The organism is Pseudomonas sp. B14(2017) (assembly GCF_002113255.1).
In the GTDB taxonomy this organism is placed as follows: Bacteria; Pseudomonadota; Gammaproteobacteria; order Pseudomonadales; family Pseudomonadaceae; genus Aquipseudomonas; species Aquipseudomonas putida_Z.
In genome coordinates this window covers 1-20,014 of sequence record NZ_NEJY01000016.1, presented here as the reverse complement: position 1 = coordinate 20,014, position 20,014 = coordinate 1, and the positions used below count along the sequence as shown (strand labels likewise).

Here is a 20,014-nt window from a genome sequence, read left to right as displayed (position 1 = left end):
GCCCCAGTTACTTGTTCAGCTGGCAGGCAAAGTATCGCGCAGCCAGTCCACCAGCCCCAGAATGGTCGGGGTAGTGGTGCGCCCGTGAGGCACCACCAGGTAATAGGCCTCTCGCGGCCGCACCACCAGGTCGGTCAGGCGCACCAGTTCGCCGGACGCCAGCAGGTGGTCGAGCATGCGCCCCCAGCCCAGTGCCACACCATGCCCATGCAGTGCGCCCTGGATGGTGTCGGTATACAGCTGGCAGCGCAGGTTGTAGTGCAGCTTCGGCGGGTTGCCGCCCAGAGCGCGGAACCAGGTGGGCCAGGTCATCCAGCCTTCGGTGGTGGCATCGGCATCCAGCAGGTCGGCCCGGTACAGCGCCTCCAGCGAGTCCGGCAGCGGGTTGTGCGCCAGCCAGGCCGGCGAGCACACCGGGAAGATCTCTTCATCGAACAGGTGCAGGGCAATGCCGTCTTCCCAGCGGCCATTGCCATAGCGCACCAGCAGGTCGACATCGTGGTTGCGCAGGTCGCCGGTGAACATCTGCGTGGCCAGGCGCAGGCGCACCTGGGGCAGGGCGCTGCGCAGGCTGCCCAGGCGCGGCATCACCCGCAACTGGGAGAAGGTGGCGGTGGAGCTGAGCACCAGTTCCTGTTCGCTGTCGCCTTCGCTGAGGCGGTCGAAGACCGAGGCGATCTTCTGCATGGAATCGGAAACCACCGCGTACAGCGCCTGGCCCTCGCTGGTCAGGCGGATGCCGCGGTGCAGGCGCTGGAACAGTTGGCGGCCGAGGTTTTCTTCAAGCTGTCTGACCTGCTTGCTGACCGCGGCCTGGGTGACGCCCAGCTCCTGGGCGGCCAGGGTGAAACTGGTGTGGCGGGCTACCGCTTCGAATTCGAGCAGCGCGGTCATCGACGGGATGATGCGCCGGTAGCCTTTGTGCGTGTTGCCATTTTCTTGTGTTTTCATGTGACGTCCTGGCCAGGCGCGGCGCGCTGGTCCGCGCCGCGCGGGCACAGTGGCAGAAAAAGCGCGATGGCGGTAGCCCGAAAGGGCCGTTGGAGCAACTGTCTTGTGTTGCCTGTTCTGGCCTCATCGCTGGCAAGCCAGCTCCCACCTCGATTGCATCGACCTCGAGCTTTGCACAGTATCTGTGGGAGCAACTGTCTTGCTCAAATTCTAAAAGTTGGCCGCTCCTACAGGTACAGCGACAACCTCGAGAGCAACGCTGTACCTGTGGGAGCTGGCTTGCCGGCGATGAGGCCGGTGCAGGTTTTCAATATTTTCTAGGGCTGGCGCTCGGCCACCGCTCGCAGTGTCCGCAACGTCACCACTGGCGCATCCACCACAAACCGGTTGGCCAGCCACCCCGGCACATCCCCCGCAGGGTCGGCCTGCAGTTGGTAGGTCACTTCGGTCCTGCGCTCACCCAGCGGTTTCATCCGCCACTCGCCGTTGAGCTGCTGCACACGGATCAGCCCATCTACCTTGGGGATCCTGTCTGGCTCGGCGCTCAGGTGGCGCAACAGCGTGCCGTCGTCCAGGCGTTCGGTGGTGACCTTCAGCACGATGTCCCGCGGCATTGTCGGCCACGGCAGGTTGGTGGTCAGGTACACCCAGGTGTTTTCGCCCTGCACATCCAGCAAGCGCATCTCGGCGCAGGCGTACAGCCACTTGCAGGCCACCCGCAGGTTCTCCTGCAGGTCGGTGAGCGTGCGAACGCTGGCTTTCATGGTGCTGACACCACGGAATTGCTGGTAGGGCGAGTCGGGGGCGGCGCTCAGGTAAACGCGGATGCCTTCGCGGTCGTAGGCCAGGTTCCAGTCATCGGCGGCTGGGGCGGGGGGGCAGAGCAGCAGGGCGGCGAGCAGCAGGCAGCGGTTCATGGCTGGTACCGCGCGGGGGCAGGATTTTCAGTATGCGGCTAATGGGGCTGCTTTGCAGCCCTTTCGCGACACAAGGCCGCTGCCACAGGGTTCGGCGTACACCGTACTTATGTGGGAGCGGCCTTGTGTCGCGAAAGGGGCGCAAAGCGCCCCCAATGCATCAACGCTTAGGGTTGAGCGTCAGGTGCACGTGACGGTTCACGTCCTTGTACAGCAGGTAGCTGAACTTGCCTGGGCCGCCGGCGTAGCAGGCTTGCGGGCAGAAGGCGCGCAGCCACATGAAGTCGCCGGCTTCCACTTCGACCCAGTCCTGGTTCAGGCGGTACACCGCCTTGCCTTCCAGCACGTACAGGCCGTGTTCCATCACGTGGGTCTCGGCGAACGGGATCACGCCGCCCGGCTGGAAGGTGACGATGTTCACGTGCATGTCGTGGCGCATGTCGGCCATGTCGACGAAGCGGGTGGTGACCCAGCGGCCTTCGGTACCCGGCATCTCGATGACAGTGGCGTTGTCACGGTGGGTAACGAACGACTCGGGAACGTCCAGGCCTTCGACCTTCTGGTAGTGCTTGCGCAGCCAGTGGAAGGTGACGTTGGACTTGCTGTTGTTGCGCAGGCTCCACTCGGCGCCCGGGGCCAGGAAGGCGTAGCCGCCCGGTACCAGGGTGTGGTGCTTGCCTTCGACGGTGATGTCCAGTTCGCCTTCGACGATGAACACCACGGCTTCGGCGTTCGGGTCCAGCTCAGGGCGTTCGCTGCCGCCTTCCGGGGCCACTTCGACGATGTACTGGGAGAAGGTTTCGGCAAAACCGGTCAGCGGGCGGGCGATGACCCACATGCGCATCTTGTCCCAGAACGGCAGGTGGCTGGTGACGATGTCACGCATCACGCCCTTGGGGATGACGGCATAGGCTTCGGTGAACATGGCACGGTCAGTCAGCAGCTCGGTCTGAGCCGGGTGCCCACCGTGGGGGGCGAAGTACGAATGGTTCGACATGGACGATCTCGACTTGTTGTTCTCTCCCCATGCCGTGAACCGCACCGGCCGGTGCGGCGCAGGGGATGTGGCGACAGAATAGGGTCGAGTGTGCGCCATCCACAAATTAAATGTTGGAATACCCGGTATTTGCCGGCTGAATGCGAACCTGCCGGCCAGCGTGCCCTTCCGGCAAGCGGTCGCCCTGGCCGAACAGCTTGTGGCGCAAGGTGCCTTCGGCATAACTCAGCGGGTAGCGGCCACGGCGTTGCAACTCCGGCACCAGCAGCTCGACCACATTTGCCAGGTCGTCCGGTTGCACTGCGTAGGTCAGGTTGAAGCCATCGATGCCGGTCTGGTCCAGCCAGCTTTCCAGCTGGTCGGCCACCTCGCTGGCAGCACCCACCAGCACCGGGCCACGGCCGCCCAGGCCAACGAACTCGGCAGCCTCGCGCACGGTCCAGCGGCGGTTCGGGTCGGCGGCGGTGAAGGCGGCCAGGGCCGCGCGGCCGGCATCGTTCTCGACGTATTCGATGGGCGCATCGGGGTCGAGGCCGGCAAAGTCGATGCCGGTCCAGCCCGACAGCAGCGCCAGGGCGGCGTCCAGGTCGACATAACGGCGGTATTCGGCGAAGCGCGCCTCGGCCTCCTCCCGGGTAGGGGCGACGATCAACAGCGCCTGGGCGTAGATCAGCACCTCGTCCCGGCCACGCCCGGCCACCTCGCTGGCCTGGCGGATGCCGTCGGCGTAGCGGCGCAGTACCGTGGGCGTCGGCCCGCTGATGAACACGCATTCGGCGTGCCGCGCCGCGAACTGCTGGCCGCGTGCCGAAGCACCGGCCTGGAACAGCACCGGCGTGCGTTGCGGCGAAGGTTGGCACAGGTGCATGCCCGGCACCTGGAAGTGCTCACCCACATGGTTGATGGGGTGCACCCGGGTGGGTTCGATATAGCGCCCGCTGTCACGCTCCAGCAGCACCGCATCGTCGTCCCAGCTTTTCTCCCAGAGCTTGTACAGCACCTGCAGGTATTCCTCGGCCAGGTCATAGCGCTGGTCGTGGCCCAGCTGGCGCGCCAGGCCCAGGTTGCGTGCGGCGCTGTCGAGGTAGCCGGTGACGATGTTCCAGCCGACCCGGCCATTGCTCAGGTGGTCGAGCGTCGACATGCGCCGGGCGAACGGGTAGGGGTGTTCGTAGGTGAGCGAGAAGGTGACGCCGAAGCCCAGGTGCTCGGTAACCCCGGCCATGGCCGGCACCAGCAGCAGCGGGTCGTTGACCGGCACCTGCACGCCACCGCGCAGGGCGGCTTCGGGGCCGCCCTGGTAGACGTCGTAGATGCCCAGCACATCGGCGATGAACAGGGCATCGAACAGGCCGCGTTCGAGCAGGCGGGCCAGGTCGGTCCAGTAGCCCAGGCGGTTGAAGGCCACGCTGGTGTTGCGCGGGTGGCGCCACAGGCCGGGGGACTGGTGGCTGGCGGCATTCATGCTGAAGGCGTTGAAGCGAATCGGGCGGGGCATGGTGGGCGCGCTCCGCTCAAGGCAATACGGAAGCCGGGTAGACCGCGTCGGCCACCTGCAGCTTGCGTGGAATCAGGCCCAGGCCCTGGAAGGTATCGGCCAGCTTCTGTTGCTCGGCAACGATCTGCGGGGTAATGGCCACGGCGTTGTAGTTGCGCCGCTCGCTGGCAACTTGCAGCACGTTGGCGTTGATCCCCAGTTGCGGGGCCAGCAGCGCGGCAACTTCCGCAGGCTTGGCATTGGCCCACTGGCTGACCTTGCCCAGTTCGGCGAAGAAAGTCTTCAGCAAGGCGCGATGCTGGTCGGCGAAGCTGGCGGTGGACAGGTAGAAGGTGCGGTTGTTGGACAGGCCGCTGCCGTCGCGCAGGTTCTTCAGGCCCGGCTGGCTTTCTGCCGCGGCGAGGAACGGGTCCCACAGGGTCACGGCCTGGACGCTGCCCGATTGCAGGGCAGCCACGGCATCGGCGGCGTTGTTGACGTAGGCCGGGGTGATGTCCTGGTAGCTGAGGCCGGCCTGTTCCAGGGCAACGGCCAGCAGGTATTGGGCGTTCCAGCCGCGGCCGGTGGCCACGCGCTTGCCCTTGAGGTCTTGCACGCTGGCCAGGTGGTCCTGCTCGCGCACCACCAGGCCGATGCCGCGTGGGTAGGGTTGCTCGGCAGCCAGGTACACTACCGGCTTGCCTGCGGCCTGGGCGAACACTGAGGGTGCGTCGGCGGCATGGCCGAGGTCGATGGCGCCGGTGCTCAAGGCTTCGAGCAACTGCGGGCCGGCGGCGAACTCGTGCCAGCTGACTTTCACGCCTTGCGGTGCCAGGGCCTTCTCCAGGGCGCCGCTGCCCTTGAGGATGTTGATGCTGTTGAACTTCTGGTAACCGATGCGCAGGGTCCTGGCCTCGTCGGCCAGGGCTTGGGACCAAGGCAACAGGGTACTGGCGACACTGGCCAGCAAGCCGCCGATCAACAGGCGGCGCAGGGGGGAGAAGGCACGGGCGGGCATGGGCATTGCTCCTTGATCTGGAAGGGAAACGATGTGCCCAGACTAAGGAGGTGGCGTTTGGCTTTCAATTTTTATATTCCTGTATGTTAGATTGTTTTGTTATTTTTATATCCTTTTGTTTTGTAATGGTTGGTCCACGACATTTTTTTCACATTCGCTTGCTAGGCTCCCCGGCATTTCCGAGGAGCCCTACATGTCGCACATCCTGCGCAAGCGCAGCACCCGCATCGCCTTGGCCGCCACCGCCGGCCTGCTCACGGCCACCCTGGGCTTCTTTGCCTGGCAGAGTTTCTACCCGGTCCAGGCCGCCTCCGGCTGGGGCGTCGAGGTGCTGCACCGCGACGTGACCAAGGCCGCGTCGCTGTTGCCGCAAGCCGATGGCAGCCTGCTGGTCAGCCGCGAACTGGACGATGGCCGTGGCAGCATCCTCAGGATCACCGCCCAAGGTGATCGGGTGGTGGTCATCGACAACCTGTCCAAGCCCGACGGCATGGTGGCGGCGCAGGGAGGCTGGGTGTTCAGCCAGGAAGGCGGGTTTGCCCCGGTGAGCCTGGCCCGCGATGGCCAGATCACGCGGCTGTTCGATGGCGAGAGCGTGCAGGGCCTGTGGAACGACGGCGAGCACCTGTACGCCATCGAGGACCGCAAGGGCAATGGCCGTTTGATGCGCTATGACTGGCGCAGCGGCCAGCTCGATGTGCTGCGCTCCGGCCTGACCGAAACCGAAGGCCTGACCCGCTGCAGCGACGGGCGTCTGCTGTATACCGAAAAGGCCAACGGCAAGGTCCGCGCCCTGTCCGACGATGGCCGGGACCCGGTGGTGGTCGATGGCTTGCGCAACCCGACGTTCCTGTTCTGCGACCCGCGCGGCCTGTGGATCAGCGAAGACAACACTCACCGGGCCCGGCTGCTGCGCATCGGCGCCGACGGCACGCGGCAGACCGTGCTGTCGTTCCTCAAGGCGCCGCAGTCGATCGTTGCCGATGGCAAGGGCGGCTACCTGCTGGCCGAAGGCGGGCGCAACCGTGTGCTGCACCTGACCCCGCCGCTGGAGCGCAATACCGCCCAGCGCGACTGACCCCGCGCCTGGCTGGGCAGAGGCCGTTTGCGGGTGGGCAGCTGCCGCGGGTGATGGCTACCCGACCAACAGCGCGCTTCCCTGCATGGCCGCGCTCGCGGATAATCCCTCCATTCCAATAAACAGCCTGTGAGTGGGTATGAGTGATTCCGTAGTCAGCCTCGGCCAGCCTGAAACCGAAGGGGGGCGCAAGACGCGCAAGAACAACCCCGAGAAAACGCGCGAGGACATCCTCCAGGCCGCCATCAACGAGTTCGTCCAGCAAGGGCTGGCCGGTGCCCGCGTCGACGCCATCGCCGAGCGCACCGCCACTTCCAAGCGCATGATCTACTACTACTTCGGCAGCAAGGAGCAGCTGTACTGCGAGTGCCTGATCAAGCTGTACGGCGACATCCGCAAGACCGAGCAAAGTCTGGACCTGGAGTCGCTGCCGGCCGAGCAGGCGATTCGCCGGCTGGTGGAGTTCACCTTCGATCACCACGACCGCAACGTCGATTTCGTGCGGATCATCTGCACCGAAAACATCCACTACGGCGAGTACGTCAAGCAGTCGCCGGCGATTCGCGAAATGAGCAGCCTGGTGCTCGAGGCCCTGGGCAGTACCTTGCGACGTGGGGTGCAGGAAGGTGTGTTCCGCGCCGGCATCGAGGTCATCGACCTGCACATGCTGATGAGCTCGTTCTGCTTCTACCGGGTTTCGAACCGCCATACCTTTGGCGAGATCTTCCAGATCGACCTGTCCGATGAGCAGGTCAAGCTGCGTCACAAGGCCATGATCTGTGATGCGGTGTTGCGGTACATCCAGATCGAGCGCCGCCCCTGAAGGTTTTCCAGTGCCTGGGCTGGCCCCTTCGCGGGCATGCCCGCTCCCACAGGTACTGCATCTGCCTTGAATGCTGTGGTGATCCTGTGGGAGCGGGCGCGCCCGCGAAAAGGCCCGTCCAGGCCATACATATCTGACATTTTTCCCGTGCTCACTCGCCCAACCGCTGCTCACGCGACGGCGGGTAGCCAAAGTAAGCCGCGTAGCATTTGCTGAAGTGCGACACCGAAACAAACCCGCAAGCCACTGCCACTTCCATCACCGACAGGTCGGAATATTGCAACAGGCGGCGGCTCTTGGTGATGCGCAGCTCCATGTAGTAACGCCGCGGCGAAGTGCCCAGCTGGGCCTGGAACAGGCGGTCGATCTGCCGGCGCGAGCGCCCGCTGTAGGCGGCCAGCTGGTCGAGGCTGAGGGTTTCCTCGAGGTTGTTCTCCATCAGTTCGACGATGGTGCGCAGGTGCAGGCTCATGGATTTCTTCGCGCCTGGGCCGACCTGGCGGTAGCGGGCACCGGAGAACGACAGGATTTCCTCGACGCCTTCGGCCAGGCCGTCGCCATACAGCCGGCGCACCAGGCCGAGCATCAGCTCCATGGCGCCATTGGGGCTGGCAGCGCTGAGGCGGTCGCGGTCGAGGGTGAAGCTGGCCGGGGTGATCCGCGTCTGCGGGCTGCGCTCGGACAGGCTGGCGCGCTGTTCGGGGTGGATACTGCAGCCATAGTCGTCCAGCACCCCGGCGCGGCCGAGGAACCACGCGCCGTTCCACAACCCGCCCAGGGCCATGCCGTGGGCCGCGCAATCGCCCAGCAGGCGGTCGAGCTCGGGGTACTTCAATGGCGTGCGCAGGCCGCCGCAGATCACCAGCAGGTCCAGCTCCTTCAGCGCCTCGGCGGACAACTCGGTGGCCACCAGCTCCAGCCCCAGGTCGCTGAGCACGCGGTCGCCTTCCAGCGACAGCGGGGTGAACTGGAAGCTGTCGGCGCGCAGCAGGTTGGCCGTGACCAGCACGTCCATGGCCACGGTGAAGCTGGCCATCGAGAAGTGTTCGAGCAATACGAAATCGACCCGATAGGGGGCCTGGGCATTGGCGCTGGTGGACTTCAGCCGCAGCATGTTGCTGGTACTGGTCTTCTTGCTGAACTGGCGTGGCGTGGGCACTCTGGACTCCGCTTCCTGGCTGGCCTCGAGAGTGTGGCGGGTGGCCGGGGGAAAGACAATCTCCCGGGTGGCCGTGTCGTGTTCCAGGTCGTGTTCAGGCAACCTGTCTGGCTTGGCCGGTTGCCGCTATGCTGATGCTCCCGTGACTGAGGATACCCTTGATGAAGTACGCCGCTGCCCTGTTGCTTTGCCTGATGCCATTGCTGGCCAATGCCCTGGAACCGGGCGACAAGCTTGCGCCGTGGACGCTGCTCGACCAGCACGACCAGGCTTATAGCCTCGGCGCCGGTACGCACATCCTGCTGGTGGCGCGCGACATGGACGGTGCCAAGCTGGTGAAGGCGGCGCTGGCCGAACAGCCCAAGGGGTACCTGGAAGCGCGCGATGCGGTGTTTGTTGCCGATATCCGGCGCATGCCGGCACTGATCAGCAAGCTGTTCGCCATCCCCGCCATGCGCGATTACAACTACCGGGTGCTGCTGGACCGTGACGGGCGGGTGGCCAGCCGTTATCCCGGGCAGGATGGCCAGGTGCAGTGGTTGCAGTTGGAGCAGGGTACGCTGGTGAGCCAGCGGGCCTTTGCCGATGCGCCGGCGTTGAAGGCGGCGCTGGAGACTGCACCACGGCATTGAGAGCTGTCACTGCACCCTGTAGGAGCGGCCTTGTGTCGCGATGGGCTGCAAAGCAGCCCCCTGCGGTCTTTCGTAGGGCAAAAATCCTGGGGCTGCTGCGCAGCCCATCGCGACACAAGGCCGCTCCTACAACGGGCCGCGGTGCCATGCCGCCAGCCAAATCAATCTGAACCCTCGGCAGCCTCTGCAACCCAACCCATTACATGCCAAATGGGAGAGCGCTATGGAAATCGGAACGATCTGGATCATCGTCGCGGCCTTTGTGATCCTGCTGGAAATCTGGGCCATCTGGCACATCATCGGCAGTGACCGGCGCGCCGAGCGCAAGATGCTGTGGATCGTGTTCGTGGTCTACGCGCCATTCCCCGGTTTGCTGTTCTGGGCCTGGCGCGGGCCTCGGGCGGTGAAGGGCAGGGCGGTACTGCAGGAAAAATGACGGTGCGCGGCATCAGGCGCGGGGGCGCCTGATGCCATCGCTGTTCATTTGGGCAGGATGTCGAAGCGAATGGCTGACCCCAGCCCGTCCACCATCAGGCAACCGTAGAACTTCACGGTCGACAGCACACGCAGTTGCTTGAGCGCTTCATGGATGTAGTCGTGAAGCAGCTTTTCGGCTTCGCGCTTGCGCTCTGCAAGTGTGGCGCCTTTGAGTGTGACCATCCCGAGCAGGGTGGTCTCAATGTGCTCGACGGTGTCCAGGCCAATTTTCTCGCGCAGGTGCAGACGGGCCTGCGCCGCATCGGTTTCATCTCGGGCAGGGTTGTTTGGCTTGATGGTGTAGGCCAGTTGAAAATTGTATTTGCTCATCGCTTTATCCTTGTTACGTACAGGCCTCCATGCCGGGCCTCGCAATCTAGCGCCTGACGGCCGCTTCGCATATGAACGCGTGGTTCACGGAAGCTCGTGCGCTGTGCGAAACGTCCTACAGTCGACGCCTGTTTCGCGGGCAAGCCCGCCCCTGAAAACCGCACTTGACCTCGAGTTAACTCAAGGTTCGATACTCCGTCCCTCTTCCAACTGATCGAGGGTTTACCGTGAGCCATTCAACCGCGTTTCAGCTGAGCAATCCCGAAGGCCTGTACGACCCCAGCGGCAATGCCTATTCCCATGTCGCCGAGGTGCATGCTGACAGCCGCCTGCTGTTCATCGCCGGCCAGGGCGGGGAGGGCCGCAACGGGCAGCTGTCGCCGCTGTTCGCCGAGCAGGCGCGCCAGGCACTGGCCAACCTGGAGGTTGCCCTGGCGTCGAAAGGCGCCAGCCTGGCCCAGGTGTTCAAGCTGACCCTGCTGATCGTCGAGCATTCCGAAACGCGCCTGCGTGAGTGGGTAGCCGAGGCTGACAGGGCCTGGGGCCCTTGCATGAAGCCGACCTGCACGCTGATACCGGTACCCCGGCTGGCGCTGGACGGCATGCTGGTGGAGATCGAGGCGGTGGCAGCGGTATAGGTCCGGGCGATTCGGTGGTGGCGTCAGATAAATACTATGTTGTATATCGGTGCTGGCCCTACCAGCATGGCCGCCATGACAACAATTGATCTCAGAGGTGACCACACCATGAGCAGCGGCACCACCACGCTCACCGACCGCAAGGCCCGGGCCTGGGTCTGGCCTGCGCTTTTCAGCCTGGTGGCCTTCGCTGCCAACTCGGTGTTCTGCCGGCTGGCGCTGAAGGACGGGGCCATCGACCCGGCATCCTTCACCGTGGTGCGCCTGGCCAGTGGTGCACTGTTTCTGCTGCTGTTGATCCGCCTGCGCAAACCCGCGCTTGCCATGGGGGGCAGCTGGCGCGGCGGCCTGGCACTGTTCCTGTACGCGTTCCTGTTTTCTGCGGCGTACCTGCAGCTGGGCGCAGGCGCGGGTGCGTTGCTGCTGTTCGGCGCGGTGCAGATCACCATGTTCGGCTTTGCCTGGTACAAAGGCGAACCTATCACCGCGCGGATGCTGCTGGGCATGCTGATCGCCTTCGCCGGCCTGCTGGTGCTGCTGTTGCCCGGTACCGCGGCGCCACCCTTTGCCAGTGCCTTGCTGATGGCCCTGTCCGGCGTGGCCTGGGGCGTGTACACGCTGTTGGGCAAAGGCTCACCCAGGCCGCTGGCCGACACTGCCGGCAATTTCGCCCGGAGCCTGCCGTGCCTGGTGCTGCTGGCGCCGATGCTGTTGCTGGGCGCTGGCTTGCACCTGAGCCCGCTCGGCTTGCTGTATGCGCTGGGCTCCGGTGTGCTGGCCTCGGGTGCGGGCTATGCCGTGTGGTACGGCGTGGTCAGGCAAGTCAGCGCGCAGCAGGCGGCGACCATGCAACTCAGCGTCCCGGTGATTGCGACGTTGGGCGGGGTTGGCCTGATCGGCGAGCCATTGTCGTTGCGCTTGCTGGTGGCCTGCGTGGTGGTGCTGGGCGGTATCGCCCTGGCGCTGGCGCCACGGCGTTAAAAGAAACTGCGTTGCGCCTTGAGCGTGACCATGCTGTTGCAATAGGTGTTGATGCCCGAGTACGCATCACACCCGCCTCCACTGAGGTTGGAGTTGCTGTAGATCAGGTTCAGGTCGATGCCGAGCCAGGGCCGGGACAGCTCCAGCGACCAATCGGAAAAGGCATTCACTTGGCTGCCATCACCAATGGTGAATGGCGTCCCCAGACGGTGATGGGCGAGCTTGACGCTCAGGTCGACGTCAAACAGTGGCAATTGGCCGAAGTCTGCGAATAGCGTGCCGGTGCGGTTGTCGGGGTTGTTGCGCAGCGCTCCACCGAAACGGCTGCCCAGCACCGAAACGCCGCCGTACAGGGCATAGCTGTCGGGGCCTGAGATGTTTGGCTGACTATAATGGATCAACCCCACCTCGTAACCCAGGCTACTGTCGAACTGGTGCTTGTAGCCCAGGTAACTGTCCAGCCGCAGGGTGGAGTCGGGCGTCACGCCCATGCTCGGGGCGTACTGGCCAAGGTACCAGCCGCTGGGGTGGCTGAAGTCGAGGCCGCCGTGGAATGCACCGATGGCGCTGGGCGATATCAGCCCCTGGGCCATGCTGCGTGAGGGGGTGGTGCCAAGCGTGAAGTCGAACCCGCCCAGTTCGCGTTTTATCTGTTGGGCCAGCAGCATGGGGCTGAACAGCAGTGCAGCACTCAGCAACAGAAGGGGCCTGGTCATGGTCTCCGTCCTGGAAGGCTTGCGGTTGAGCGGTAGAGCATACCTGTGCAGGTAACGGGAGGGAACCGCTGACTAGCCCACTCAGCCTTTGGTCGAACGGTCGGCGTCGGCAGCTTCGGTCACCACAGGCAGGTTGCCGGCACGCTGGATTACCCGCCGTTGCTGCTCGTAGTCGTCCAGCGACAGGCCACGACGCTGCAAGGCTTCCAGTTGCAGTTGACGGGTTTCTTCGGCGGTGTAAGGGCGCAGTTCGGGGTGGCTGGCACAGCCGCTGATGATGGCGATGGCAATAACGGCGAGGGTGGCGGACAGCAGGCGGGCCAAGGTGTTCATCAGGTAGCTCCAGGGGCCGGGGTGGTGGGCGGCGAGTCGATGGAGCTAGGTTATTCGGCCATGTCGTTCGGCAGAAATTGCCATTCTCGATAGTGACTATCGATGGTTCCTGGGAGGGTGCGATGGGGCAAGACGAGCAACCGCGTAAATGGGGCGTGCTGGAACCGATCGACCGGATCACCGAAGTCATCTTCGGCCTGTTGATGGCGATGACCTTCATCGGCTCGCTGAGCGTGGCCACCGCAGGGCGCGAAGACGCGCGGCTGATGCTGATTGCCGCGCTCGGCTGCAACCTGGCCTGGGGCCTGGCCGATGCCGTCATCTACCTGCTGCGTACCTGGACCGAACGCACCCGCAGCCGGACCTTGCTGGCCCGCCTGCAAGCCGGTGATATCACCCAGGGGCGCAGGCTGATTGCCGATACGCTGCCAGAGCGCATCGGCCTGGCGCTGGATGAAGACGGGCTGGAGATGCTGCGCGGGTGCATGCTGCGTGATGCTGGCCGCCCGCTGCCGGCACGCCTGGGGCTGGATGATTTCAAGGCTGCCCTGGCCACTTTCCTGCTGGTGGTACTGGCAACCTTCCCGATGGTCATTCCGTTCCTGCTGATCGAGACCACCGGTACGGCCATCCGTGTATCGAACCTGGTCGCCCTGGCCATGCTCTTCCTTGCGGGCTGGCTGCTGGCACGCTATTCCGGTGGCCGTACGCTGTTGACCGGCGTGGTCCTGGCGGTAGTCGGTGCGTCACTGATCCTGGCGATCATCGCCTTGGGCGGCTGAGCACCGCCCGCTCAATATTTTATGTCGCGGGCGCGCTCACGGCCTTGCTGCTTGGTGTGGCGTTTGTCCTGTCGGCAGCCGGCGTTGCTTTGCTGGTCGGCGTGGCGGCAGTCCTGTTTGGTCTGCCGCGCGTCCTGGCGGGTTTCCTGCCGCACATCGCGGGCCTCGCGGCGCCGTTCGGCACGGTCGGTGGCCGCCCAGGCCGAGGTGCAGAGCACGGCCAGCATGATCACGGCGATGAGGCGGGGCGTGTTCATCAGGGTGGGCTCCTTTTTTTTGGATACGGTCTTGTGCATGCGCCGGCCTCTTCGCGGGCACGCCCGCTCCCACAGGTACTCCACAATGTTCGAGCCTGTGGTGGCCCTGTGGGAGCGGGCGTGCCCGCGAAAGGGCCGGTACAGTCAATTACAGATCTCAGCCCAGCCCTGATATAGATTCAAAAGCAGCAACCACCCTCACCTTTAGAGCGCGAAAAGTTTGCGCCCGCACATCTGGCCAAAAGCATCGCCATTGCTACCCTTAATCCACGCGGTCTGATCTCATGGAGAGAAGCGATGCGCATCCCACTGTCAGCGGTCCTGTCGGTAATCCTGTATCTGAGCGCCACGCCCGGCCTGGTGCTGGCAGAAGACGTACCTGCCCCCGACCCGGCACCACAAGCCGACACGGTCGCGGCCAAGGACCCGGTGTTCACCCAGGAGCAACTGGACCAGATGCTCGCGCCCATCGCGCTGTACCCCGATGCGCTGCTGGCCCAGGTATTGATGGCCTCCACTTATCCGGGGCAGGTGAGCGAAGCGGTGACCTGGTCCAAGGCCAACCCCAAGGCCACCGGCGACGATGCCGTCAAGAAGGTGGCGAATCAACCCTGGGACCCAAGCGTACAAGCGCTGGTGGCCTTCCCGCAGGTGCTGGCAACCTTGGGGCAGGACCCGGTCTGGGTGCAGCGGCTGGGCGACGCCTTCCTCGCGCAGCCCGACGATGTCATGGGCGGCGTGCAGCGCCTGCGTCACCAGGCCCAGGCCGCCGGCAACCTGCAGAGCAACCAGTACCAGAACGTGACCGTGCAGACCGCCCCGGCACCGGCACCGGCCTCCAGCGGTAGCAGCACCCAGGTGGTTACGGCCAGCAGCCCGCCCACCACCATCATCATCGAGCCGTCCGACCCGCAAGTGGTGTATGTGCCCACTTACAACCCGACCACCACCTACGGCACCTGGGCCTACCCGGCTTCGCCGCCGGCGTACTACCCGCCACCGCCCATGTACTACCCCGGTTCCGCGCTGGTGGCGGGCCTGGCCTTCGGTACCGGCGTGGCGATCGTTGCCTCGCTGTGGGGTGACTGCGACTGGGGCAACAACGACATCGACATCGACGTCAACCGCTACAACAACATCAACGCCAACAACCGCATCACCAACAACCAGAACAAATGGCAGCACAACGCCGCCAACCGCGACGGCGTGCCGTACCGCGACTCCCGCAGCCGCCAGCAGTACGGTCGCCAGCTGGACGGTGCCACCCAGCGTACTGCCTTCCGCGGCGATGACGCCCAGCGCGCCCAGGCGCGGGACAAGGCGAGGGCGTCGATGGACCGGGCCGGCATCGAACGGCCGGCCACCAGTAACCGCCAGGCACGCCAGCAGATGCGCGAGGCGCAGGCGGGCAATTCGGTCGGCAACCGCATGCAGCCTCGTAGCGACAACCCGCGGGCGACCGACCGCCGACAGGAAACCCGCAACACCCAGGCTCGGCAGCAGAACAACCAGGTGAACCAGCGCAGGCAGGGTGAAGGCCAGGGGCGGCAGCTTGCGCAAAACCGGCCTTCCAATACCGCCGGCCGGGCGCGTAACAATGCCTTCGACGGCGTGCGTTCACCCTCGCGCACCAGCGCGCAGGCCAGCCGTGGCCGCACCAGCCAGTCGTTCGCCCAGCGCCCGAGCGCATCGCGTGCCGCCGGGCACCAGATTTCCCGGCCCAGTGCGCCCGCACGCCGCGGGGGAGGTGGCCGTCGATGAACCGTCAATCGATAGCGGCACTGGTAATCGCAGCCGGTATGGCCGGGTCAACCCTGGCCGCTGCGCAGGAAGTCTTCCCGACACCGGAGAAGGCCGTGGAATCCTTTGTCGCGGCGCTGGGCGAGGAGAAACCTGATGAAGCCCGCCTGGCCCGGTTGCTGGGCGATGACTGGCGTACCTACATACCGCGCGGCGGTGTGCAACGCAGTGACGTGGACACGTTCCTGGCGCAGTATCGCGCGCAGCACAGCATCGACATGTCGGGGGCGAGCAAGGCCATCCTCGCGGTGGGCAGTGATCACTGGACGTTGCCCATACCGTTGACCAAAGGCGGCGAGGGTTGGCGTTTCGACCTCAAGGCCGGCAGCTCTGAAATCCGCGCCCGGCGTATTGGCCGCAACGAGCTGGGCGCCATGCAGTCGATGCTGGCCTACCACGATGCGCAGATGGACTATGCCAGCCAGGACCACAACGGCAACGGTGCGCTGGAATACGCGCAGAAGATATTCAGCGAGCCCGGCAAGCATGACGGGCTGTACTGGGACGACGACGGCGATGGCCAGGTCAGCCCGCTGGGCCCGCTGTTCGGCCAGGACATGGTCGGCGACGCCTGGTATGGCTACCACTTCCGCATCCTCGATGCACAGGGCCCATCCGCCCCCGGCGGCGCCTACAGCTACCTGATCGGCAACCAGATGAGCCGTGGCTTCGCCATGGTTGCCTGGCCGGCCAGGTACGATGACACCGGGGTGATGAGCTTCATGATCAGCCATGACGGCGAGGTGTTCGAGAAAGACCTCGGGCCGCACGGGGACAAACTGGCCAAGGAGATGAAACGCTTCGACCCGGATGACAGCTGGAAGGTGGTGGATGTGCCGGCGGGAGATTGAGTGAGGCGCACCCGCCGTGGCCGGTTCAAGGTGCGGTTCGCGATTCAAGGTCCATATCAGCTGGCCAGCCCACTTTGGGTGCCAGGCGCAGGGCGAACTCACACCAGAGCACATCGTTGTGATCCTTGGGGGGGCCGGGTGGTGGCAGGGCTGAGGGGCCTTCCTGCATGTAGGTGCAGATGTAGGCCCAGGCATGCTGGTCGGCACCCATCGTACTCAGGTGAAAACGGTCGATGACGTTGTTCGTGCCCGGCGCGACGATGGACAGCATGACACCCCATTTGAAAATGACCCCACCGTTTGGCAGGGCGCCGGTTTGTGACCAGCGCTCGGCGCGGACTTGGGACCATTCATAACTGACCGGCACGACCTTGCCTTTGTCGAAGGGGTTCCACCATTGGCGTTTGAAGTTGTAGGCGTAGATTTTCTGGCGTGCACGGTTGAACCTGATGGGTAGGTCGCGAGGGGGGCATATATCAACTTGGTATCCAAAAAACGTACACCAGACGCCAAGGAACAGTACAAGAATTCCAATGATGACTAGCTCTATGCTGCCAATACTCCAACTTTTGAAGATCATGTGAGGAACCTGCAGCGTAAATATGGCCGCAGGTACGGAGAGTGCCGAGAGGATACCTCTAGGTGAAATAGGGGACCGAGGTACTTCAAGGTAAATCGTATCTTGATGGTTTGGTATCTGCCTGCCCAAATTCCTGTCAACGGCTGGAGGAGCGGCTGGGCCAGGCAGATCCTCCTTCCAGCCAGCGCAAGGAGGGACTAGTAATGGGGAGGCCAATTGAGGTGCTCCAAAGATCTGATATTGTTCTCTTTCATTGTTATCTGTGCTCGAGCTGAGTTGTAATCAGGACCAGGTCAATAAACAAGGCAAGTCCAGCTTCCATTGATAAGCGTTCAGTACAAAGCCTACGGCCACCGTACTGCTATCACTGATGACTGTTTCACTTTCCTTCTGTTCCAACCTCAGGGGGCGGTTCTCGACTCCAGATCCATTTCCGTTGGCCACGCTACTCGGGGGGCCAAGCGCAGGGCGAACTCACACCAGAGAATATCGTCATGGTCTTTAGGTGTGCCGGGCGGGGGTAGTGCCGAGGGGCCTTCTTGCATGTAGGTGCAGATATAGGCCCACGTAAGCTCATCGGTACCCATCATACTCAGGTGGAAACGATCGATAACATTGTTCGTACCCGGTGCGACGATTGAAAGCATGACGCCCCATCTGACAATGAGCCCACTTCTGGTTTGTGCCCACAATTCAGCTCGGACTTGCGACCAGTCGTAACTCACGGCTGCGATTTTGCCCATGTCGAAAGGATTCCACCACTGGCGCATAAAATTGTAGGCGTAGATTTTTTGGCGGAGGCGGTTGAATCTGATAGGTTCGTCGAGTGGTGGCGTAGTATCAATAAGAATTCCTGTGGCAACTCCCCAGGTTATCAGCATGAGCTCAAGGGTCGAATGTATTATGGATTCTGGGTTTTTGATGTCGAGTGACGAGAGCATTAAATAAATATTGAGCGTGAGTGGAATGCATAGTATCACGGTAAGTATTGAGCTTGCACATCGCGGTGTAGTGCTTTGTCGGGCGATCTCTAAGTAGATTGCACACTGATGATTCGGTGCTTGTTTTTTCATGAGGGGTTCTACAGTAGGCGACTCACAAGGTGTGGGTAGGTCCTTTATCCAGCGTGGGCTAGGTGGATTTAATAGTGGGCGATTCATATTGTCAGAGGTCCTTGATTTTTATTTTATTTTCCTTGATCTCCAGGCGTGCATTACCTGTATCGTCATTTTTATTTGGGCGATAATCTAAGATGAATTTGATGTCGCGAATGTGGTGGTTGTCATGCAGCGGTAAGGAATATTGGGTGGTAAATACTCCTCGTTCGCTGTCGAATTTGCTCTGGTGTCGTTTGTCATTGTCAAGTGGAAAAATATTTACATTGCTGGGTTGTGTGATCGTTAGTGCGGAGTTTGGTGCGCTCTCGCCTGAGAGGATTATTGTGTTTTCGTGTAACCCGGATTGATAAAGATGTAATTCCCAGCGATAGTAAGATCGGTTGGTTTGATAGTTTGGTAAGGTAAAGTGGAAGTCGAGCATGAAAACTGCAGGTACCGCGTGACCATCGCTAATGATCGTTCCTTCCGGAGCGGCAGTATCAAGATGAACATTCGATGCCAAGCTAAGGTTGACCCTAGCATCTGCCTGGACACCAAGAGTTGCTGCATTGAGAGCTCCAATCGCAGCGTCAAGATGCTCGGCTTCGGACCACGCACGTTGCGCTGTTGGAATGCCCCATCTACAGCGCCGTGACCATAGCTCCGTAGGCGTTGACTCTTTCCGTTTTGCTATTGTGGCTAATGTGTATGTGGCCAGTACTAGCACTATCGTAATGCCAAGGGGGCCGAGCAGAGCGGCTTTTCCGAATGCCACAGCTACTCCAGAAAATGTCGATAGAAACGCTGTTGCGCTGGCAATACGATATTTTGATGAGGCCGTATTGTCGCCATTTTCAATTGTGCGGAAAGTTGCAAAGGCATACTGGGCTCCATCCATGAGGCCTGCCATAGCTGTGATAGCACCACCATACCTGGCTAATTTGCTTGCCAACGATGAATTGGTGATTGTTCCAGGCCATTCTGGATTGGGACGTACCAGCGCTATGGTGAAACCTGCTGTTTCAACACTTGCCCCAAGTACCCCAAGCGATGATGACCAGATTGTTGCGAGCGCCTCCGGGTTGTTTGTATTTGTTTTATGCAGCGCTCGATAGTTCTTGCCCAGGCTGTCCTGCTGAAACCATATACTGCCCAAGGTAAGGAGCAGGCCTACACTTCCGGTACTAGTCGCCGCATCCCGCATGCTGCGCATAGCATCACTCGCCATGTTTTGTGCGGCTATCGAGCTGATTTTCAAACCATCGGAAACCTGCGCACGCAGCGTACCCGCACCAATTGCAACATTGCGTACCAGCGCCCCGACGCCACCGGCTGCACCCTCGCGCAACTGCACCAGCCGCGCCTGTAAACTTTCAGCACTTTCCAACGTCCAGAGCATCACTTCGATCATCTGGCTACGGTTACCCGCTGCCGCAATATTGATCGCCCCACTTAGCACCATGGCCCGCACCTTGCGGCCCAGTGGGTCACGGAACTGCTTGTCTACCTGCTGCAGAAACGCATCGGTCCGCGCCTCCAGGGCTTCATTGAGCAGGCTCATGTATTCGCCCACTGTCAGCGACACCCGCAGCGGCGTTACCTGCTGCCCGGCAAACAGGGCAAACGCCGAGCGATGCACATGGCCGATCAGGGTTTTGGTCCGTTCACTCAGGTGCTGGCTGAGCGCATTCCCTGCGCTGTTGGTCGCGGCCAGCAACTGGCCAACGGCATCCTGTATCGGCTTGATCATCAGCAGTTGGCCATCGGCGGTGCCGGCGATGCCCTTGATGATGTCGTACACCTTGCCGAAGTCGTCCCCGGACAGCGCGCTGGCCACCTGCTGCATCAGCTTCTGGTTCTTGGCCAGCAGTGCCTGGTAAAGCAGGCTGCGGTCGTCTTCCAGCAGCTGCTGCCAGATATGCTGGGTGATCCCGAGTGGCTGACCCTCCTGCGGCAGGGTTTCGGTAGGCCCGCCGGCCAGGCAGGCGGCCATCATCTGGATGAAGTACTCCACCGAAACGGGGGAGGTCGCGTCATAGTCGTAGTAGCCGATCTGCTGAAACGCCCGCTTGGCATAGTGCCGCGCATACAGATCGCCAACCTGGTCGATCATCGACTGC

22 protein-coding genes are annotated in these 20,014 nt (G+C 62.8%); 9 read left to right on the top strand and 13 right to left on the bottom strand.

Translation table 11 applies throughout. The annotated features are described in order from the left end of the window. Window positions 1-15: 15 nt before the first annotated feature. The 5 genes from CAG34_RS17315 to CAG34_RS17295 all read right to left on the bottom strand — a co-directional run bounded on the left by CAG34_RS17315 (window position 16) and on the right by CAG34_RS17295 (window position 5,360). Window positions 16-951, bottom strand: coding sequence for a LysR substrate-binding domain-containing protein (locus tag CAG34_RS17315; RefSeq protein ID WP_085591433.1), 936 nt, complete (start codon window positions 949-951; stop codon window positions 16-18). A gap of 317 nt (window positions 952-1,268) precedes the next feature. Further along, window positions 1,269-1,868, bottom strand: a complete 600-nt coding sequence (locus CAG34_RS17310) for an START domain-containing protein (protein ID WP_085591431.1) — start codon at window positions 1,866-1,868, stop codon at window positions 1,269-1,271. Window positions 1,869-2,028: 160 nt separating this feature from the next. Then, window positions 2,029-2,865 (bottom strand): bifunctional allantoicase/(S)-ureidoglycine aminohydrolase, encoded by an 837-nt coding sequence (locus CAG34_RS17305; RefSeq protein ID WP_013972924.1) that lies wholly within the window; start codon window positions 2,863-2,865, stop codon window positions 2,029-2,031. 106 nt (window positions 2,866-2,971) lie between these two features. Then, a complete protein-coding gene (locus tag CAG34_RS17300; RefSeq protein ID WP_085591429.1) occupies window positions 2,972-4,363 on the bottom strand; it encodes an LLM class flavin-dependent oxidoreductase in 1,392 nt (463 codons plus the stop codon). Between the two features lie 16 nt (window positions 4,364-4,379). Beyond that, window positions 4,380-5,360: an aliphatic sulfonate ABC transporter substrate-binding protein gene (locus CAG34_RS17295; RefSeq protein ID WP_025338898.1), complete on the bottom strand. Its 981-nt coding sequence runs from the start codon at window positions 5,358-5,360 to the stop codon at window positions 4,380-4,382. A 193-nt stretch (window positions 5,361-5,553) separates the two neighbouring features. On the opposite strand from CAG34_RS17295, the gene CAG34_RS17290 reads away from it, so the two are divergent. Together CAG34_RS17290 and CAG34_RS17285 are read left to right on the top strand one after the other, a co-directional pair. Further along, window positions 5,554-6,438 (top strand): hypothetical protein, encoded by an 885-nt coding sequence (locus CAG34_RS17290; protein ID WP_085591427.1) that lies wholly within the window; start codon window positions 5,554-5,556, stop codon window positions 6,436-6,438. A gap of 139 nt (window positions 6,439-6,577) precedes the next feature. Further along, entirely contained in the window at window positions 6,578-7,261 is a 684-nt protein-coding gene (locus CAG34_RS17285) for a TetR/AcrR family transcriptional regulator (protein WP_025338900.1), read from the top strand. A 151-nt stretch (window positions 7,262-7,412) separates the two neighbouring features. Here the strand turns inward: CAG34_RS17285 and CAG34_RS17280 are convergent, their stop codons facing one another. Next, a complete protein-coding gene (locus tag CAG34_RS17280) occupies window positions 7,413-8,420 on the bottom strand; it encodes a GlxA family transcriptional regulator (RefSeq protein WP_025338901.1) in 1,008 nt (335 codons plus the stop codon). Between the two features lie 161 nt (window positions 8,421-8,581). Between CAG34_RS17280 and CAG34_RS17275 the strand changes: the two genes are divergently transcribed. Further along, window positions 8,582-9,052 (top strand): FAD/FMN-containing dehydrogenase, encoded by a 471-nt coding sequence (locus tag CAG34_RS17275; protein WP_085591425.1) that lies wholly within the window; start codon window positions 8,582-8,584, stop codon window positions 9,050-9,052. Between the two features lie 223 nt (window positions 9,053-9,275). Then, entirely contained in the window at window positions 9,276-9,488 is a 213-nt protein-coding gene (locus tag CAG34_RS17270) for a PLDc N-terminal domain-containing protein (RefSeq protein ID WP_013972488.1), read from the top strand. 44 nt (window positions 9,489-9,532) lie between these two features. Here the strand turns inward: CAG34_RS17270 and CAG34_RS17265 are convergent, their stop codons facing one another. Further along, window positions 9,533-9,859 (bottom strand): hypothetical protein, encoded by a 327-nt coding sequence (locus CAG34_RS17265; RefSeq protein WP_085591423.1) that lies wholly within the window; start codon window positions 9,857-9,859, stop codon window positions 9,533-9,535. A 227-nt stretch (window positions 9,860-10,086) separates the two neighbouring features. On the opposite strand from CAG34_RS17265, the gene CAG34_RS17260 reads away from it, so the two are divergent. Then, the gene (locus CAG34_RS17260; protein ID WP_025338904.1) at window positions 10,087-10,497 is read left to right on the top strand and encodes a RidA family protein; all 411 of its coding nucleotides are present in this window, start codon (window positions 10,087-10,089) and stop codon (window positions 10,495-10,497) included. Window positions 10,498-10,605: 108 nt separating this feature from the next. Further along, complete coding sequence (locus CAG34_RS17255) at window positions 10,606-11,478, top strand: DMT family transporter (protein ID WP_085591421.1); 873 nt, start codon at window positions 10,606-10,608, stop codon at window positions 11,476-11,478. Here CAG34_RS17255 and CAG34_RS17250 read toward each other — a convergent pair. Together CAG34_RS17250 and CAG34_RS17245 are read right to left on the bottom strand one after the other, a co-directional pair. Further along, window positions 11,475-12,194, bottom strand: coding sequence for a TorF family putative porin (locus CAG34_RS17250; RefSeq protein ID WP_025338906.1), 720 nt, complete (start codon window positions 12,192-12,194; stop codon window positions 11,475-11,477). The two genes, CAG34_RS17255 and CAG34_RS17250, sit on opposite strands and share 4 nt — an antisense overlap. 81 nt (window positions 12,195-12,275) lie before the next feature. After that, window positions 12,276-12,527: a hypothetical protein gene (locus CAG34_RS17245; RefSeq protein WP_025338907.1), complete on the bottom strand. Its 252-nt coding sequence runs from the start codon at window positions 12,525-12,527 to the stop codon at window positions 12,276-12,278. 122 nt (window positions 12,528-12,649) lie between these two features. Between CAG34_RS17245 and CAG34_RS17240 the strand changes: the two genes are divergently transcribed. Next, window positions 12,650-13,309 carry a VIT1/CCC1 transporter family protein gene (locus tag CAG34_RS17240; protein ID WP_085591419.1) on the top strand — a complete coding sequence of 220 codons (660 nt, stop codon included), beginning with the start codon at window positions 12,650-12,652 and terminating at the stop codon, window positions 13,307-13,309. A gap of 11 nt (window positions 13,310-13,320) precedes the next feature. On the opposite strand, the gene CAG34_RS17235 is transcribed toward CAG34_RS17240, so the two are convergent. Then, window positions 13,321-13,566: a hypothetical protein gene (locus CAG34_RS17235; protein WP_025338909.1), complete on the bottom strand. Its 246-nt coding sequence runs from the start codon at window positions 13,564-13,566 to the stop codon at window positions 13,321-13,323. 297 nt (window positions 13,567-13,863) lie between these two features. Here CAG34_RS17235 and CAG34_RS17230 point away from each other — a divergent pair, with 297 nt between their 5' ends. Together CAG34_RS17230 and CAG34_RS17225 are read left to right on the top strand one after the other, a co-directional pair. Further along, the gene (locus CAG34_RS17230) at window positions 13,864-15,327 is read left to right on the top strand and encodes a DUF3300 domain-containing protein (RefSeq protein ID WP_085591417.1); all 1,464 of its coding nucleotides are present in this window, start codon (window positions 13,864-13,866) and stop codon (window positions 15,325-15,327) included. Continuing rightward, entirely contained in the window at window positions 15,324-16,217 is an 894-nt protein-coding gene (locus tag CAG34_RS17225; protein WP_085591415.1) for a DUF2950 domain-containing protein, read from the top strand. Before CAG34_RS17230 ends, CAG34_RS17225 begins: the two co-directional genes overlap by 4 nt. A gap of 25 nt (window positions 16,218-16,242) precedes the next feature. Here CAG34_RS17225 and CAG34_RS17220 read toward each other — a convergent pair whose 3' ends face one another. The 3 genes from CAG34_RS17220 to CAG34_RS28905 form a co-directional block, all read right to left on the bottom strand. After that, complete coding sequence (locus tag CAG34_RS17220) at window positions 16,243-16,797, bottom strand: DUF6708 domain-containing protein (protein ID WP_256573562.1); 555 nt, start codon at window positions 16,795-16,797, stop codon at window positions 16,243-16,245. A gap of 401 nt (window positions 16,798-17,198) precedes the next feature. Beyond that, on the bottom strand, window positions 17,199-17,870 hold the full coding sequence (locus CAG34_RS17215; RefSeq protein WP_256573561.1) for a DUF6708 domain-containing protein: 672 nt from the start codon (window positions 17,868-17,870) through the stop codon (window positions 17,199-17,201). Window positions 17,871-17,961: 91 nt separating this feature from the next. Then, window positions 17,962-20,014: T6SS effector BTH_I2691 family protein (locus CAG34_RS28905; protein WP_305880216.1), on the bottom strand; the 2,053-nt coding region annotated here is incomplete at its 5' end.

Excerpts from the sequence above, each read along its gene's own strand:
- CAG34_RS17230 (WP_085591417.1), top strand. The coding sequence starts at position 13,864 with ATGCGCATCCCACTGTCAGCGGTCCTGTCGGTAATCCTGTATCTGAGC.
- CAG34_RS17220 (WP_256573562.1), bottom strand. The coding sequence starts at position 16,797 with ATGATCTTCAAAAGTTGGAGTATTGGCAGCATAGAGCTAGTCATCATT.
- CAG34_RS17300 (WP_085591429.1), bottom strand. The coding sequence starts at position 4,363 with ATGCCCCGCCCGATTCGCTTCAACGCCTTCAGCATGAATGCCGCCAGC.
- CAG34_RS17270 (WP_013972488.1), top strand. The coding sequence starts at position 9,276 with ATGGAAATCGGAACGATCTGGATCATCGTCGCGGCCTTTGTGATCCTG.
- CAG34_RS17290 (WP_085591427.1), top strand. The coding sequence starts at position 5,554 with ATGTCGCACATCCTGCGCAAGCGCAGCACCCGCATCGCCTTGGCCGCC.
- CAG34_RS17255 (WP_085591421.1), top strand. The coding sequence starts at position 10,606 with ATGAGCAGCGGCACCACCACGCTCACCGACCGCAAGGCCCGGGCCTGG.
- CAG34_RS17240 (WP_085591419.1), top strand. The coding sequence starts at position 12,650 with ATGGGGCAAGACGAGCAACCGCGTAAATGGGGCGTGCTGGAACCGATC.
- CAG34_RS17225 (WP_085591415.1), top strand. The coding sequence starts at position 15,324 with ATGAACCGTCAATCGATAGCGGCACTGGTAATCGCAGCCGGTATGGCC.
- CAG34_RS17215 (WP_256573561.1), bottom strand. The coding sequence starts at position 17,870 with ATGAAAAAACAAGCACCGAATCATCAGTGTGCAATCTACTTAGAGATC.
- CAG34_RS17310 (WP_085591431.1), bottom strand. The coding sequence starts at position 1,868 with ATGAACCGCTGCCTGCTGCTCGCCGCCCTGCTGCTCTGCCCCCCCGCC.
- CAG34_RS17265 (WP_085591423.1), bottom strand. The coding sequence starts at position 9,859 with ATGAGCAAATACAATTTTCAACTGGCCTACACCATCAAGCCAAACAAC.
- CAG34_RS17250 (WP_025338906.1), bottom strand. The coding sequence starts at position 12,194 with ATGACCAGGCCCCTTCTGTTGCTGAGTGCTGCACTGCTGTTCAGCCCC.
- CAG34_RS17235 (WP_025338909.1), bottom strand. The coding sequence starts at position 13,566 with ATGAACACGCCCCGCCTCATCGCCGTGATCATGCTGGCCGTGCTCTGC.
- CAG34_RS17245 (WP_025338907.1), bottom strand. The coding sequence starts at position 12,527 with ATGAACACCTTGGCCCGCCTGCTGTCCGCCACCCTCGCCGTTATTGCC.
- CAG34_RS17295 (WP_025338898.1), bottom strand. The coding sequence starts at position 5,360 with ATGCCCGCCCGTGCCTTCTCCCCCCTGCGCCGCCTGTTGATCGGCGGC.
- CAG34_RS17285 (WP_025338900.1), top strand. The coding sequence starts at position 6,578 with ATGAGTGATTCCGTAGTCAGCCTCGGCCAGCCTGAAACCGAAGGGGGG.
- CAG34_RS17275 (WP_085591425.1), top strand. The coding sequence starts at position 8,582 with ATGAAGTACGCCGCTGCCCTGTTGCTTTGCCTGATGCCATTGCTGGCC.
- CAG34_RS17315 (WP_085591433.1), bottom strand. The coding sequence starts at position 951 with ATGAAAACACAAGAAAATGGCAACACGCACAAAGGCTACCGGCGCATC.
- CAG34_RS17305 (WP_013972924.1), bottom strand. The coding sequence starts at position 2,865 with ATGTCGAACCATTCGTACTTCGCCCCCCACGGTGGGCACCCGGCTCAG.